This is a genomic window from Synergistaceae bacterium (assembly GCA_012728235.1).
Taxonomy (GTDB): Bacteria; Synergistota; Synergistia; order Synergistales; family Synergistaceae; genus JAAYFL01.
Genome location: JAAYFL010000080.1, coordinates 1 through 14,443 on the forward strand (window position 1 = coordinate 1; position 14,443 = coordinate 14,443).

The 14,443-nt window shown below is 45.1% G+C and carries 18 protein-coding genes; all 18 read right to left on the bottom strand.

Going from position 1 to position 14,443, the window contains the following annotated elements; translation table 11 throughout:
* Window positions 1–270: hypothetical protein (locus tag GXZ13_05590; GenBank protein NLX75286.1), on the bottom strand; the 270-nt coding region annotated here is incomplete at its 3' end.
* Between the two features lie 315 nt (window positions 271–585).
* Entirely contained in the window at window positions 586–1,023 is a 438-nt protein-coding gene (locus GXZ13_05595) for a DUF861 domain-containing protein (GenBank protein NLX75287.1), read from the bottom strand.
* A gap of 36 nt (window positions 1,024–1,059) precedes the next feature.
* Complete coding sequence (locus tag GXZ13_05600) at window positions 1,060–2,292, bottom strand: ethanolamine utilization protein EutH (GenBank protein ID NLX75288.1); 1,233 nt, start codon at window positions 2,290–2,292, stop codon at window positions 1,060–1,062.
* A 33-nt stretch (window positions 2,293–2,325) separates the two neighbouring features.
* Window positions 2,326–2,865: a BMC domain-containing protein gene (locus GXZ13_05605; protein NLX75289.1), complete on the bottom strand. Its 540-nt coding sequence runs from the start codon at window positions 2,863–2,865 to the stop codon at window positions 2,326–2,328.
* A 6-nt stretch (window positions 2,866–2,871) separates the two neighbouring features.
* Window positions 2,872–4,230, bottom strand: a complete 1,359-nt coding sequence (locus GXZ13_05610; GenBank protein ID NLX75290.1) for a proton-conducting membrane transporter — start codon at window positions 4,228–4,230, stop codon at window positions 2,872–2,874.
* 18 nt (window positions 4,231–4,248) lie between these two features.
* Window positions 4,249–4,530 (bottom strand): EutN/CcmL family microcompartment protein, encoded by a 282-nt coding sequence (locus tag GXZ13_05615; protein NLX75291.1) that lies wholly within the window; start codon window positions 4,528–4,530, stop codon window positions 4,249–4,251.
* 21 nt (window positions 4,531–4,551) lie between these two features.
* Window positions 4,552–4,869 carry a hypothetical protein gene (locus GXZ13_05620; protein NLX75292.1) on the bottom strand — a complete coding sequence of 106 codons (318 nt, stop codon included), beginning with the start codon at window positions 4,867–4,869 and terminating at the stop codon, window positions 4,552–4,554.
* 16 nt (window positions 4,870–4,885) lie between these two features.
* Window positions 4,886–5,710 (bottom strand): ethanolamine utilization protein EutJ, encoded by an 825-nt coding sequence (gene eutJ / locus GXZ13_05625; GenBank protein ID NLX75293.1) that lies wholly within the window; start codon window positions 5,708–5,710, stop codon window positions 4,886–4,888.
* Window positions 5,711–5,729: 19 nt separating this feature from the next.
* A complete protein-coding gene (pduL, locus tag GXZ13_05630; protein NLX75294.1) occupies window positions 5,730–6,341 on the bottom strand; it encodes a phosphate propanoyltransferase in 612 nt (203 codons plus the stop codon).
* 25 nt (window positions 6,342–6,366) lie between these two features.
* Window positions 6,367–7,191, bottom strand: a complete 825-nt coding sequence (locus tag GXZ13_05635) for an ATP-binding protein (protein ID NLX75295.1) — start codon at window positions 7,189–7,191, stop codon at window positions 6,367–6,369.
* A gap of 32 nt (window positions 7,192–7,223) precedes the next feature.
* Window positions 7,224–7,514, bottom strand: coding sequence for an ethanolamine utilization microcompartment protein EutM (gene eutM / locus GXZ13_05640; GenBank protein NLX75296.1), 291 nt, complete (start codon window positions 7,512–7,514; stop codon window positions 7,224–7,226).
* Window positions 7,515–7,558: 44 nt separating this feature from the next.
* Window positions 7,559–7,855 (bottom strand): ethanolamine utilization microcompartment protein EutM, encoded by a 297-nt coding sequence (eutM, locus tag GXZ13_05645; GenBank protein NLX75297.1) that lies wholly within the window; start codon window positions 7,853–7,855, stop codon window positions 7,559–7,561.
* Between the two features lie 38 nt (window positions 7,856–7,893).
* Window positions 7,894–9,387 (bottom strand): acetaldehyde dehydrogenase (acetylating), encoded by a 1,494-nt coding sequence (locus GXZ13_05650; protein ID NLX75298.1) that lies wholly within the window; start codon window positions 9,385–9,387, stop codon window positions 7,894–7,896.
* 119 nt (window positions 9,388–9,506) lie between these two features.
* Window positions 9,507–10,157 (bottom strand): ethanolamine utilization microcompartment protein EutL, encoded by a 651-nt coding sequence (gene eutL, locus GXZ13_05655; protein NLX75299.1) that lies wholly within the window; start codon window positions 10,155–10,157, stop codon window positions 9,507–9,509.
* Window positions 10,158–10,183: 26 nt separating this feature from the next.
* A complete protein-coding gene (eutC, locus tag GXZ13_05660) occupies window positions 10,184–11,095 on the bottom strand; it encodes an ethanolamine ammonia-lyase subunit EutC (protein NLX75300.1) in 912 nt (303 codons plus the stop codon).
* A gap of 25 nt (window positions 11,096–11,120) precedes the next feature.
* Window positions 11,121–12,485: an ethanolamine ammonia-lyase subunit EutB gene (locus tag GXZ13_05665; protein NLX75301.1), complete on the bottom strand. Its 1,365-nt coding sequence runs from the start codon at window positions 12,483–12,485 to the stop codon at window positions 11,121–11,123.
* 36 nt (window positions 12,486–12,521) lie between these two features.
* A complete protein-coding gene (eutA, locus tag GXZ13_05670; protein ID NLX75302.1) occupies window positions 12,522–13,961 on the bottom strand; it encodes an ethanolamine ammonia-lyase reactivating factor EutA in 1,440 nt (479 codons plus the stop codon).
* Window positions 13,946–14,428: an ethanolamine utilization protein EutP gene (locus tag GXZ13_05675; GenBank protein ID NLX75303.1), complete on the bottom strand. Its 483-nt coding sequence runs from the start codon at window positions 14,426–14,428 to the stop codon at window positions 13,946–13,948. Before GXZ13_05675 ends, eutA begins: the two co-directional genes overlap by 16 nt.
* Between the last annotated feature and the right edge of the window lie 15 nt (window positions 14,429–14,443).

Consider the following 14,443-nt stretch of genomic DNA (forward strand, 5'->3'; position numbering starts at 1 on the left):
CTGTACGTCTGTCAATGTGATGGTGTTGTCACAGTCAAACATCGCCCAGGGTCTATTTTCCGGATTGTAGTTGACATTGTTTCTTCCGAAAGCATCGAACATCTGGTTGATGACTTTCTTTGACCAGGGTGCCCAATTCTTCTCTGTGAGGTACTGTGTGGGTTTCTTGGCATAAATCTCAGGGATCGTTGTTGCTGCCATTGCGACACATGAAAACACCATGATTGCTGCAAGTGCTAACATTACTACTCTGGTATACTTCTTGACCATAATAACAAACACTCCTTCCAGATTTACGGTGCACAGTAGATTGTAAATTATAGACTAAAAAGTTTTTTAAAAAATAGGAATAAATCAATAAGCAAAGTACGATAAGTCGCAACCGCTAATCAGCCCGTATGTCTTGTGAACACTCACTTTTATTTAGAGTGTTGCTAACAGCTATTCTGCGACGCTAACACTTTAAATAAAGTATCACAAACTTTACCTATTGTCAAAAAAATGTTGCCTTTTATTTCATTAAGTGAGGGCATTATGCAAAAGATTCAAGCCTACACAATGCCCACACTTAAGTTTTATAACTTTTTAAATTAATTCGCCCCAGTTCGCCGGATAGACGAAATAAGCGTATCTTGCGTGACTTGGAGTTTGGAAATGAATCTTTGTGTTCTTTGGAATGTAGATGATATCGCCGGGATAGCCTGTTACTATTCGACCATCGACTACGATCTCAAGTACGCCTGAAAGAACTACATCATATTCATCGTAAGTAAGAGTCCACTCAAAGCTTGTATTGTCGAGCTCCATTATTCCGGCGCCCATTCTGGGAGCCTCTTCAAGCGTTACAACATCTTTGAGAGCAACTCCATCCTGCTCAAAGCGTTCACATTTTACTGTGTCTGATTTGATTAGAATCACTCCACTTGGGTCTTTTTTCTTAACAAAATCCTGTTCCTGCTTGCCCATGGATTCGTTTAAGACCTGAGTTACTATGTCACGTATTAACTGTTCACTTCTGTTCACTGTTCTCACAACCTTTCAGGCTAACTTGCAAAGGTGTTATTTGCTGTTTTTTACTGAGGATTCCACCTTTGAAAGAAGCATCGGAGCAAGGATTAGAGAAAGGATAACTGCCGTGATACCGGCAACAAGCTTACCTACAACAACAGGGAATATCATTTCTGCATTTGCTCCGGCTGTAAATCCAAGGTGATCGCCAAAGACAAATGCTGCTGATACTGCAAATGCTACGTTTATAAGTTTGCCCTTTGCATTCATCTTATCAAGGATGTTAAACATGGCAATGTTGTTTGCAAGTGTTGCTACCAATCCGGCTGAACCTTCTTCGTTCATACCAAGGAGGCCTCCAACTTTTTCAAGCGCTGTACCGAATGTTCTTGTAATCCATTTGACCATCGGGAAAGCACCAATCAAGACGACTGCGATCTGTCCGCATATCAAGAGACCTTCTTCTAGAGGAATGACTCCGTTGTTCTTTTCAGGGTCTACCATAATATCAAAAAGCGGGAAGTGTATCCCTGTGATATATTCAAATACGGCAATGGCTGTGAAGATTGTGATAAGAACGGTTACTGCCGTTCCGAATTTGTTAAATCCACGAATCATACGATCGGGAACAAACCAAAGTCCGACACAGATTGCACCTGCAATGATTATAACGGGAATCAAGTTAACAAGTACTGTCGCCATGCTAATTTTGTAGGGTGTCAAATTCATCACAAGTCCACCTGCAATACAGCCGAGAGGAATTGTAATAAGTCCGGCAAGTACACCGGCGCCTAAGTAGGGGCGATCTTCAGGTTTAATGATTGAAAGAGCAACGGGGATTGTGAAGACAATCGTCGGGCCCATCATTGTTCCGAGAATCAATCCGGCAAAGTTTCCTACGCTGGCGTCTGAAGCGAGCTCCATTGCCAAGGGGTAGCCGCCCATGTCGCAAGCAAGAAGAGTCGTTGCAAACATTGAGGGGTCTGCTCCTAGTAGGCCATAAATGGGAACTATTATCGGCTTGAGAATAATGGCAAGCACGGGTGCTGCCGCCACAACTCCGGCCATAGCAATTGCGAGAGGCCCCATGGCTTCAAATCCGTTGTCAAACTCTTCTCCATATCCGAGCTTATTGCCGCGAATCTTGTCAATGGCTCCGACCAACATGAAGATCATCATAATCATTAGTATTACTGAGTTTACCGAGATATTGCTAATCCATTCACCGAAACTCTCTGTAAAAACTGAGAAATTGGTAATGTTTTCAATTAGTTCGTTAAACACACAAAATACCCCCTGTTCTTATTATGGTAGTTCTTATAGCAAACTATCTAAAAGATAAGGTGAAGGACGTGGGATGACTGCCGTGCTGACAAGAAGTTCGGCGTCTTTGCTTGCTGCTGTTACGGCAGCTCTTACGGCACCGACATCTCCTGTCAACGTCACATATCCTTTGCCTCCAACCGCGAAACCGATACGGACTTCAATTAAAGTGATTTGAGCTGCTTTTGCAGCAGTATCTGCCGCAAGAATAGCTGATGCCACTGAGTAAAATTCAAGAACACCTACAGCGCCGAGTTGAGTGACCTGTGTGGTCATAGACACGGCCGGAATGAGCTGTTCGTGTACATTTGAGATAAGCAATTTGTCTACCAAATGTTCAGCTGCATGTGCCGTTCCTTCTCTCATAGACGCGGTGACATCACCCACTCCACCACCTACGATTACAACATATTTACCGGGGCAGATGGTGCTAGCACGCAATAATTCAACTTGAGCCGCCTTAACCATAAAGTCACAGGTCTCTATCCCCCTGGCAATACTGTTTAATTCGACCATACCTATAGCGTGTCTCATTTGTAATTATCTCCCCCCTTTAGAGTGGATGAGTGCGCCTTGAGCACTCACTTCTTTTACAGTGCCACTTACACTTGAGTGTATGTTTGCAGAGATGCCTTCCTGAGCTGCGGCAATTAGCTGTCCTTTTTCAACAGTATCTCCGGCTTTTATCTGAGAAAGTGCCGGTCTCCCGATATGCTGACTGAAAGGTATAAATACAGTCTCAGGTGTAATGCTGATGCATCCGTCCTGCAGTTTATTGTAGTAATATTTTGTGAGTCCCAGACGTGCAACAAGCCTGCTTGTCGGCACCCTTCTCCCATCAAGGCCATCTCTTGTCTTAGGTTCGTTGTTGCGTGCCTTATCAAGTCCTTTTTCTCTTATCTTCCCTTTGAAGTAAGAGTTGACTTTTGCTGGCGACAGCAACATTGGACAGGAGAAAACTTCGCATATTCTACAATCACAGCAGTTTAATGCACTGCCAAAACTTCTAATGTATTCTTCGTCGTCTTTGATAATGTCTTCTCTCCAAAAATTACGCATGACCAAGTGCGGCTGTATATCATGTCCCAACAGATAGCGAGGACAGAGATCGGTACACATGCGGCACTGAATACAGGCACTTCTTGTCTGATGACGGAACTTTTCTATGGGATCAGCCGCCCAGGTGACGAGATAATGCGTCGGAGAAAGAACTATGACGTTGCCTGTTGTCTTCGTCACGACAGCTTTATCGATCCCTTCCTTGTCGGAAATAACTTGCCCCATCATGGGTCCGCCAACGATAATTGCATAATCTTTGATTAGTGGATCTGCTTTTTCAATACATTCACGAAGCGAGGTGCCAATGGGCACATTTAACATAATTGTCTTCGCGACTTCTCCTGTTATTGAAAGGTACTTGTCTATAACAGGTTTGTCCTGTGTTACAGCTTCGTATAGATTGAGCATTGTGCCAACGTTGTTGACAACGGTTCCAACGTTAAGTGGAAGACCTCTTTCAGGAACAACACGCCCCGTGACAAACTCGACTATCGTCTGTTCATCTCCGGCAGGATAAAAGGTGGGCATTTTTGAAATTTCAATCTTTGCTCCTGCTTTTTTTATGGCAGCTTCAAGTGCGGCTATTTCAGCTTTGTATTTCCCCTTTATAGCAAACACTATCTTTGTTGCGCCTATCTGTTCTGCAGCCATAACGGTACCGGCAACTACCTCATCAGCAAATTCGCGGCAGAGATATTTGTCTGTCTCGATTAGAGGCTCGCACTCTGCTGCGTTAAGGATAAAGTACTCCGCTTTAGCGTTTAACTTAACGTCAGTCGGGAAGCCGGCGCCTCCTGCTCCGACTATTCCGGCTGATTTAACTTTTTCGATTAAATTCATATCCGTACTCACGCCTTCTTATATGACGCTCTCGTCAACTTCGTGGTCATCCACGATAGCAATGACGGATGCGTCAACGGGATTTGACCTGTCCCCTGTTGCACTGCGGGCAGAGCTTCCGGTGACAAAGATTACTGTCTCTCCAACACCGGCTCCGATCATGTCCGTAGCAACAATGGGAACTCCGTCAGATGATCCGCTTGCGATATTTATAGGCTGCAACAAGAGCATCTTAAGGCTGGCAAGCTTAGGTTCTTTTCTTGTTGCCCAAATATTGCCTATGACTTTTGCAACTCTCATTTCTCAGCCCTCCTCAATATCTTATTCACATCTAACAATTTCAATTTTGTTCTTGGTGGCATATTCCTGAGCGACATCTGTGACTATCGTTTTTTCTCCGACGGTGACGCAAGTCACGTTCTCATCAAAGGCAAGACGCATGTCTCTTTCAGTTACCACTCTCTTCGTAATTCTTTTTTCTTTTTTAGCAACGGGTGCGGCTAAAGAAGTACAAGTACTTCCTGAGCTACAGCTCGTGTCAGGTATGTTGCAGGAAGACGGAGTAGCAGAAGCTTCTGCCTGATTCAACTTGGCAAGAACACGAGTCAATATCTCGGTTACTAATGCATCATAATCCATCTTCTCACCCCCCTCTTTAGCTCAAATTTTTGCAGTTCATCGCAATCCCGGCCGATGTGACCAGGAACGGATCTTTGGGTCTATATGTTTTTATGCCTGTTACCGCTTCAAAAACCTGTTCAATCCCGTCGATACGACAAGTTCCGCCACATAAATATATAGCTTCCACTTCATCTTTATTGACATGACGGTCAACAATCGTCGCCATCTTTTCTAAAACAGGCCTTACTATTGGAAATATCTCTCCATGGCGTGAACGGGTTCTTTTGATTTTTTCCGCTTCGGCAACTGTGATTTTGTAATTACCAGCCAGTACTAAATTTAGATGTGTGCCTCCTGTTGCCTCGTCGTATATCTCTGTTACAGCACCGTCTTTTATTACGGAAAGACCTGTTGTGCCGCCGCCTATATCGACTATAACGCCGTTTTCAATACGGTATACCGAATTTGCAGCTGTAGGCTCATCAAGAATTTTTGTAACGTTAAAACCGGCTCCTTCTGCAACATAACGATGCGCTCTTGCGCTGTTCCCCGTTCCCGGGGGCATAGCTATGGCACATTCATGCAGTTCAGTGTCTAGGCGTTTCTCAATTTTGGCTTTTAGCTTCTTGACGATATTCAGAGCACCTGAATAATCTATCAAGACCCCGTCTCTGAGTACTTCCGCAACTTGTGTTTCACATGCCAGAGGATTGTCGTCTTCATCCAGCACTACCAACACAATCGTTGCAGTTCCTAAATCTAATCCGGTTTTGTAAATCTGACCTTTTGGTTTAAAGGTCTTCTTTTCTGATGAACCTACTGTATCCATATACTTGTTTATTCTTTTTAAATCGAGCATCTGGCACTTCCTGTCCAAATTATTTAATAACTCTGCCAAGTGTAAATCCACTCACGTTTGCCGCGTTGGCTTCATCAACATCAATGTGCATACGATAGTTGTACTGATCACTGACGCGGAGGAGCACTTCTTTCAGTACAACCGGCCTGTCCGTGAAAACTTCCACATCAACTATGTCTCCGTCTTTCAGTCCATGCTTATTTGCAAAAGTAGCAGGGACATGAATGTGTCTTTTAGCTATGATTGCTCCCTGAGATATTGTAACCTGGCCCTTTGGTCCCTCGATTATGATATCAGCTGAACCTTCCAAATCGCCGGAGTCTCTTATTGGAGCAGTAATGCCCAGTGCAAAAGTATCTCCTCTTGAAAGTTCTATCTGAGTGCGAGAGCGTTCGGGACCCAGCACGGCCGTGTTCGGGAATTTCCCCTTCGGGCCGATTACAGTTACTCTCTCTTCACAGAGAAACTGTCCGGGCTGCGACAATTCTCTTACCGGGGTAAGAGTTGCACCCTCTCCAAAAAGCTTGGCAACATCAGGAGCAGACAAATGCACGTGACGAGCAGAGACTTCAACCTGCACAAACCCTGAATTTTCCATCGCCAGAAGGACTGCTGAAACTATATCCTGCATATTAGTCTCTCCTTCATTTTAAATCTCACTTGTACTCTCCGGCCAAATATTTTGACATCATAATATGTATTGCGCTGGAGAGTCTATTTAGTGTTTCTACAATATCGAGACGCTCATAGATATTTCTTATTCTGTAAGCGCGGGTGGCTGAAACTTCTACCTCTCGCACTGCCGAGCGAATCTGATTTAATAAAGCATACGCTTTGCCTAATTGATAGCCTGGCAGGACCATCTGTTTAACAGAGAAATATTTCATTGGATTATGAGACATCTCACGCAGCTCTTTGTGTGTGTAGCCGATGATGGTCTCATTAACGAGCGGTTCGCCCAAAACATCACAACGCATAATTTCTCGGAGTATGTGAAGCACATCGTCGAGGTCGCTCATGAGCTTCGCGTTGCCGCAACACTCACTTATCAAAACTTGATTCAGAACAACCAGAGACTGAATACTGTCCAGTTTTCCTCTGAACCTTATCCTGGCATGATCCTTTACGACCAACTTGTTGCCGATGAGCTGTGTCATATGCTCCGGCTTCTCTGAATAAAAAGCCCCGCTTTCGTAATCGATATACACAGAAGGACGCTCGTAATCGCCTACAGCTGCGCTAGGCGCTTGCTGCATGTCAGCTTGCGCCTGCGGCTGCATCCGAGAAACTTGAGTCTCATTTGCCTCAGGAGCCGGACTATACTTTCCGCCCCTTGATTCTGTGACTATCTTTATTTTTTGCTGGTGAAGGTATTCGCGAGCCGCAGGAGAGAGCATCTTCCCTTTAGGTACAAAGTAAGAAGAAGGCTCCTCCTTCGCTCGAAATTCATCACGCAATGCCGCTTCTGTGATAACCCTCAATAAGACTCACCCCTCTCGGGTCGGTAATTCATTTATTTTTCAATATGCGGAAGAATGTACTCCACTTCTTCGTGAGGACGCGGGATTACGTGTACGGAAATAAGTTCTCCGACTCTCTCTGCTGCTGCTGCTCCTGCATCTGTTGCTGCCTTAACAGCACCTACGTCGCCGCGAACCATTGTTGTAACAAGTCCGCCTCCAACGTGTACTTTACCGATCAAAGTAACGTTTGCTGCTTTGACCATGGCGTCTGTTGCTTCTATTGAGGCTACGAGACCTTTTGTTTCTATCATTCCTAATGCTTGGTCAGTTGCTCTTGCCATTATCATTCACTCCTTTAATTTTTATTACTGCGTTTATCGGAAACTTATTCGTTTCCGAGGCTGGGAAGAATGTATTCTACTTCTTCGTGAGGACGTGGGATTACGTGTACGGAAATAAGTTCTCCGACTCTCTCTGCTGCTGCTGCTCCTGCATCTGTTGCTGCCTTAACAGCACCTACGTCGCCGCGAACCATTGTTGTAACAAGTCCGCCTCCAACGTGTACTTTACCAATCAAGGTAACGTTTGCTGCTTTGACCATGGCGTCTGTTGCTTCTATTGAGGCTACGAGACCTTTTGTTTCTATCATTCCTAATGCTTGCTGATTTGCTGAAAGTGCCATAGTAACTCCTCCTATTTATCTCTTCTAAATTTTAAAACTTATGATCTGTTGAGCTTATCAAGTATTGCTTGGACTATTGCATCTACGTCAACGCTTGCTGTTGAGCAAGAAGCTGCTGTAGAAGTTTCGCAAATTCCGTCTCTGCATACAGGAGCAGAAGCACGGACCTCTTCTATTTCTTTTTTACCTACCGCGATACGGCAGAGGTTGATAAGGTTCATCGGCCCTACGTTGTCAGATGTAGCACTTCCGCCGATAGCTCCGCATCCGAGCGTCATTGCAGGAACAAGTCCTGTTGATGCTCCGATTCCACCCAAGGTTGCCGGTGTGTTAACGACTAAGCGTGCTACGGGAACGTGTTTGGCAAAGTAATTTACTTTGTCCAAATCTTTTGTGTGCATGGACATTGTGTGTCCGGCACCTTCGTAGGTCAGTATGTCACGACAAATTCCACAGGCTTCTTCATATGTCTCAGCTGTGTAGAACGCAAGAATAGGGGAGAGCTTTTCATTGGAATAGGGATGTCCGAATCCAATTCCGTCTTCTCTTGCCACCAACACGCGTGCCGTTGCCGGGACGTTTGTAAGCTTTGCAAGCTGTGCGACGGTTTGAGCGCTCTTACCTACTATTTCGGGGTTCATAGTTCCGTTTGCACGGAGAATGAACTTGCCGAGCTGATCTTTCTCTGCGTCTGAGAGGAAGTATGCACCCTGTCTTGTGAGCTCAGCTTCAACTGCTGCCGCTATCTCACATACACAGACAACTGACTGCTCTGAAGCACAGATTGTACCGTTGTCAAATGTTTTTGAGTCCATTATGCGCTTTACTGCCAAAGGAAGATCTGCCGACTTATCGATAAATGCAGGGCCGTTTCCGGGTCCTACACCGATAGCCGGTGTTCCTGAGGAGTATGCTGCACGAACCATTGCTGAACCACCGGTTGCTATAACCATTGCTGTGTCATGATGGCTCATGAGGATTTCTGTTGCCTGGCGTGTCGGTATTGTAATAACTCCAACCAAATCGGGATCTCCACCAGCTTCTGAAATTGCCTGGCGGATAACCTTTACTGTCTCAAGGATGCAATTCAATGCAGAAGGGTGTGGTGAAAGAACAATCGAGTTCCTACCCTTGAGGGAGATGATTACGTTGTTCAATACCGTTGAGGTGGGGTTTGTCGAAGGAATGATTCCTGCGATAACTCCCATGGGAATGGCCATGGTTGTAACTCCAGCCGCCTCATCTTCTTCTATCACGCCGGTTGTTTTCATGTCTTTGACGTATTCATAGGTAACGCGGCTTCCAAAAATATTCTTGATTGTTTTGTCAGCCGGGATACCAAAACCGGTCTCTTCGTTTGCCATTTTGCCAAGACGTTCGGCATTGCGAACACCTGCATCGGCAATTGACTTTATAATTCTATCTACATATGCATGATCTCTGTCTGCAAAGGCTAATTGAGCTTTCTTTGATCTGGCAATCAGATCACGAACTTCTTGCATTGACATAAGATCTTTATCGAGTGAGTGCACGAGTCTTCCTCCTATCTATTCCTTGTCATTATCTTATGGCTTTATCCGCATAATATGGTGACAACGAATTTTTATTCATTCCTTGCTCTTTGTTATGCGTTACCCAAGCCTTAAAAACTCTAGTCTTTGGGGTTGTCAGCGATATATTCTACTGCTGCCGCAAATGCGTTGCATGCGGATTTACATGCTGACTGGCTTCCTGTAAGTAAGGCGCCTCCAAAGTTGGTTTCGCTTGGTGGTGCATAGAGTACGCACATTTTAACGTCTGCTGCTTTGAGTGCGGCATCTACGCCATACATTGCTTCGAGCGGAGGAGCGATCAAATATGCAAGTGCTTCACCTTCTGCAATTCCTGCTGACTCTGAAAGGTATGAGCCTGTACGGGAAATTGTGTGGGCAAAGTATGCTGTTGAGTCGTCATCATTTGCTGAAATAAAATAGGCTTCGTTCTCGATAAAATTGACGCATGCGTCAAGTCCTGCTTTTGCCTCGGCCGGGTTTGGCGCGGCCAAGATTCCTATGATTTCACCTGCGAGTTTCTGTGTTGCATTAGGTGCACCTGCGTAGAAACTCTTTGCATAGACAACTTTGACATCGGCTTTTTTTGTTGCTTCATCAAGAGCTGTGTATGTAACGTCATCACAGTCTGATGTGACAAGAGCCAATGACTTCTGATCGGGCGTAAGATTGAGTTCTTTCGCCAAGCCAGCGTCTACGTTGGGGATGAGCTTGGTGGCTAGTACTAATGCCGGTAGTCTATCTCTCTTCATTATTATTCCTCCTATTTCCTACAAAATTATGCTTTAACTAAATCTGTTCCGCTGGTTTTCTGATCCAGCATTGTCTTGATTAGCTCAGCGATGTGAGCTCCTGCTTCGACGGGTGGTGTTCCGTCTTTATGTATATTTGAAATGACGTTGCGTCTTGCTTCCGGCATACCGACTGTTCCTTTGTAAGCCATGTAGGCTGACATTGATTCAGCGGTGATAAGTCCGGGACGTTCGCCTATTAACACACATGTTACTTCTGCGCCGGTAACTTCTGAAACCTGGTCCATTGCTCCAACTCGTCCATACTCAAGGTAGAATGGGGTTCCCACTTCTATGCCGTAGCTTTTGAGTCCCTGCACAAGTGCGGGATAAACATCCTGAACGTTTGCCGCAACTGCTGCAGAGCTAAGACCGTCTGAGACGTAAATCTGAACTCTCGGGTTCTTCTGGCATTTTTCCCTAAGTGTATTGACTGCTTCTTCGTTGAGCTGTCTTCCCAAGTCGGGTCTGGTAAGGAATGTGTCTTTGTTGTCACATTTTGTGTCAACTTTGAAGAAACCCATTTTTTCTATAATCGCGTTGTCAACTCCGGAGAAAACGGCGTCCTGAGCAGCGGAGTGGGCGGCTCTGAACTGAAGCGGAGCTTCTGTTTTATAGCGTGATCCTGCTTTGCCTATTGCAAGACGACAGGGAGCATGGAGCTTCAACTCTGCATATGCAGGTCCATTTACCGGATTTTCTACGAGATACTGTTTGCGGACGTCTACTTCCGTGATATCAGGAATGAATCCATCCTCTACAACTGTGGCTGCCGCTGTATTTACGGTTGTAGCCTGTGCAGCTGCAGCAGCTGTCGGCTTAGGTGCTGCGTTGCCGGAGATATTCATCTCTCCAAGTACCTGTTCTATTATTTCTCTTAATGCGTTCTGTTCTACCATTGTCTGCTTCCCTCCTTAACTACTTCTACATGAACACTGAAGCGTCGCCAGCGAGAGGCGTCAGCTTGCCGTTCTCAGAGAAGCCCATTTTTTCTAGCCAAGCATCAAACTCAGCTATCGGACGGAGTCCAAAAATTTCACGCAGCGCAGGCATATCGTGATAACCTGTTGTCTGATACATCAACATACAGTCGTCACCCTGAGGCACACTAATAAGGAAGTTACAGCCCTGTGCGACAAGAAGTGTAGCCAGGCTTTCAACATCATTCTGGTCTGTTTTAATATGGTTTGTGTAGCAAGCGTCACAACCCATGGGAATACCTGTAAGCTTACCCATGAAGAGGTCTTCGAGGCCTGCACGTGTGACCTGTTTCCCGTCGAAAAGATATTCAGGACCGATAAATCCGACAACTGTATTTACCATAAAGGGAGAGAATTTCTTCCCGTATCCGTAGGTACGGGCTTCCATTGTCACCTGATCCCAACCGTTGTGTGCGTCTGAAGAAAGCTCAGCGCCCTGTCCTGTTTCAAAATACATGACGTTGGGGCCGATACATGTTCCTCTATTGAGGACCAAATTTCTTCCCTCTTCAAGCATTTCGGTTGTGACTCCAAACGCTTCGTTACCCTTCTGTGATCCAGAGATTGACTGGAAGACCATGTCAATGGGAGCGTTGAATTTTTTAATTGCTTCGTTCTGAGTTGTAACGTGTGCCAAAACTGATATCTGAATGGGAATCTCCCACTTGTTTTTCAAGTCTTCAAATGACTGAAGAATTCTAGCTACAGATTCAACTGAGTCATCAACTGGGTTCAAGCCGACAACTGCGTCTCCACAACCGTAGCTAAGACCTTCCAAAGTTGATGCCATGATTCCTTTGGGGTCGTCCGTGGTGTGGTTGGGCTGCAGACGTGATGCAAATGTACCGGGGAGCCCTATTGTCGTGTTACATGTTGCTGAGACAGGCATCTTCTTTCCTGCATAAATCAGGTCAAGGTTGCTCATCAATTTGGCTGTGGCTGAAATCATTTCAGCTGTGAGCCCCTTTGATGCTCTTCTAATCATTGCAGCATCAGTCTTGCCGTCAAGAAGCCACTCTCTGAACTCGCCAACGGTCATGTTCTTCAGGTTGTTGTAAACCCTCTCATTTACACCATCCTGAATGATGCGTGTTACCTCGTCCTCTTCGTAGGGGACGGCAGGAGTGTTACGCAGCTCCTCAAGAGTAACATGGGAAAGGACAACTTTCGCAGCCACTCTTTCTTCGGCGGATTCAGCAGCGATTCCCGCCAGCGTGTCTCCCGACTTCAGCTCGTTCGCTTTGGCCATGACTTCACGAAGTGATTTGAATTCGTAGTTATGACCAAAAAGCTTTGTCTTAAGTTTCATGCTAACATCTCACCTCTCTGTTTTTTGTATCTAAATTTAAGAGTTAAAAACTAACGTCTTAATTACTACAGGTAATACACGCCCTCCGAGTACCGGCTCTCCGATGTCTATATAGTCACCGCTCAAAGTTTTGATACCATCTACGCAAATAACTGGTTTGGAACGGTTTAATTTTACGTTAAGGGCATGTCCCAGAGCTTTTGCGATATCATTCTCCAGAACCAAAATCAGCGGATACTTACTTTGAATCACCTCCTGCGAGCCTTTGATTATAGTATCTGCCAAGATCTGGATATCATCAAAGCTATTCCTTGACCATCCACCGAAAGAGATTGCAATTTGCTCCAACTGTCCTTCCGGCTTAAACAACGGCATCTGTGCTTTCATGGATGCGAGAATCCGCTCAGGTGTTGTCTCATCCTCTTCCGTTATATTTAGAACGGGCACGTTCTTTATCGGCAAATAACCTTCCGCAAATGAAATAGTGCTGCCGCTGATCTCTGTTGTATGTACTCCGGCTCCGACGACTGTTGCTCTTATAGTCTCTGCCGGTTCCAACCTTTCGACCTGTTTAAAACAGGCATTCTCCCTTATTGCTTCCCCAAGAAGCGCTCCGATATCGTTGTACTTGAATATATTTCCATTTGCTGCGTCCGGGTGATATATAAAATCTGCGACTCCGCCTGAAAAAGTTACCGCATCTATATTAAGCGGTTGAGGCAACGGCTTTCCGTCGTTTGTGTAAAAATTAGCGGACAGTGCAGTTCTCGGTGTCAAACTAAGTGATTCTGCCAAAATAGCCGCCATAATTGTCGTTAATTTGCGCAAAGCAGAAACATCTGCCGTAGAACCCACTTCTATACGTATGTTATTGTCATCAGCCAGCTTCTTTATCTTGTGATAGATATATGTGATCCTGCCGTTTTCAACTTTTATGAGACGACCTCCGATGTCTAAACAGGTCACTCCCAATAACGTTCCTTTGTTATATGCTGCGATATTTGCCGTTCCACCGCCAAGGTCTAAGTTGACCACCACGTCTCCGCGATTACGCGACATCGTGTCCGTTCCGGCACCTCTTGCTGAGAGGACTGATTCCAACGCAGGGCCGGCCGTGGCAACAACAAAATCTCCGGCAGAATCGGAAAGTGAGCGCAGAACCTCATTCGCGTTTTCCTTCCTGGCAGCTTCTCCGGTGATAATTACAGCTCCACTCTGCAACATGCTCGGAGTCATATTAGCCTTTCTGTACTCATCTTGGACTATCTTTTTTATTTCATTTACGTCCAAAACTTCCGGTGACAGAAGGGGGGTGAAATAAATATCACTCCAATAGACTACTTTTTTATCTATAATTTCAACTCTGGGTACAGAGTAGCTGCTTGCACGGTTTTCAACCACGAGTCTACTAAATATAAGCTGTGTAGTTGATGTCCCTATATCTATCCCTACACTGTTTATTATCTCGCTAGGCATTGCTTAACTGAGCCCTCCCATTTATCATCAATCGCTTTCACAAAATCGTCTATACCTTCTCCGGTAATAGAACTCACCACAAAAACCTTCTGGGCTCCCGCCATCTCTAGCTGCTTTCTCGCTCTTTTTATCTGAGTCTTATTTGCCACGTCAGATTTTGTTATTACTCCAAAAACCGGTTTGCAAAAAAGTGATGCATATGCCGGTGGAAAAGCAGAATTATCTTCTATTGGATTCTGTACAAAAATTACGATATCCGCTTCTGCCGATGTAACTGTTATGGCACCCCTATAATGAACCATCTCTAAATATTCGCCCGGGGTATCAAAAATAAAGTCGTCTATCAAACTCAAAGCTTGCGTTTTATTAGGAATTATCTCTCGGTCTGTAATTCTCTGAGATAAAGTCGTCTTGCCTGAGGAAACCGGACCGATAAGTATGATGCGATTCCTTTTTTTTTGCTCCATTTATATACACTCCCA

Excerpts from the sequence above, each read along its gene's own strand:
- GXZ13_05605 (NLX75289.1), bottom strand. The coding sequence starts at position 2,865 with ATGAGACACGCTATAGGTATGGTCGAATTAAACAGTATTGCCAGGGGG.
- GXZ13_05610 (NLX75290.1), bottom strand. The coding sequence starts at position 4,230 with ATGAATTTAATCGAAAAAGTTAAATCAGCCGGAATAGTCGGAGCAGGA.
- GXZ13_05615 (NLX75291.1), bottom strand. The coding sequence starts at position 4,530 with ATGAGAGTTGCAAAAGTCATAGGCAATATTTGGGCAACAAGAAAAGAA.
- GXZ13_05620 (NLX75292.1), bottom strand. The coding sequence starts at position 4,869 with ATGGATTATGATGCATTAGTAACCGAGATATTGACTCGTGTTCTTGCC.
- eutJ (NLX75293.1), bottom strand. The coding sequence starts at position 5,710 with ATGCTCGATTTAAAAAGAATAAACAAGTATATGGATACAGTAGGTTCA.
- pduL (NLX75294.1), bottom strand. The coding sequence starts at position 6,341 with ATGCAGGATATAGTTTCAGCAGTCCTTCTGGCGATGGAAAATTCAGGG.
- eutM (NLX75296.1), bottom strand. The coding sequence starts at position 7,514 with ATGGCAAGAGCAACTGACCAAGCATTAGGAATGATAGAAACAAAAGGT.
- eutM (NLX75297.1), bottom strand. The coding sequence starts at position 7,855 with ATGGCACTTTCAGCAAATCAGCAAGCATTAGGAATGATAGAAACAAAA.
- eutL (NLX75299.1), bottom strand. The coding sequence starts at position 10,157 with ATGAAGAGAGATAGACTACCGGCATTAGTACTAGCCACCAAGCTCATC.
- eutC (NLX75300.1), bottom strand. The coding sequence starts at position 11,095 with ATGGTAGAACAGAACGCATTAAGAGAAATAATAGAACAGGTACTTGGA.
- GXZ13_05665 (NLX75301.1), bottom strand. The coding sequence starts at position 12,485 with ATGAAACTTAAGACAAAGCTTTTTGGTCATAACTACGAATTCAAATCA.
- eutA (NLX75302.1), bottom strand. The coding sequence starts at position 13,961 with ATGCCTAGCGAGATAATAAACAGTGTAGGGATAGATATAGGGACATCA.
- GXZ13_05675 (NLX75303.1), bottom strand. The coding sequence starts at position 14,428 with ATGGAGCAAAAAAAAAGGAATCGCATCATACTTATCGGTCCGGTTTCC.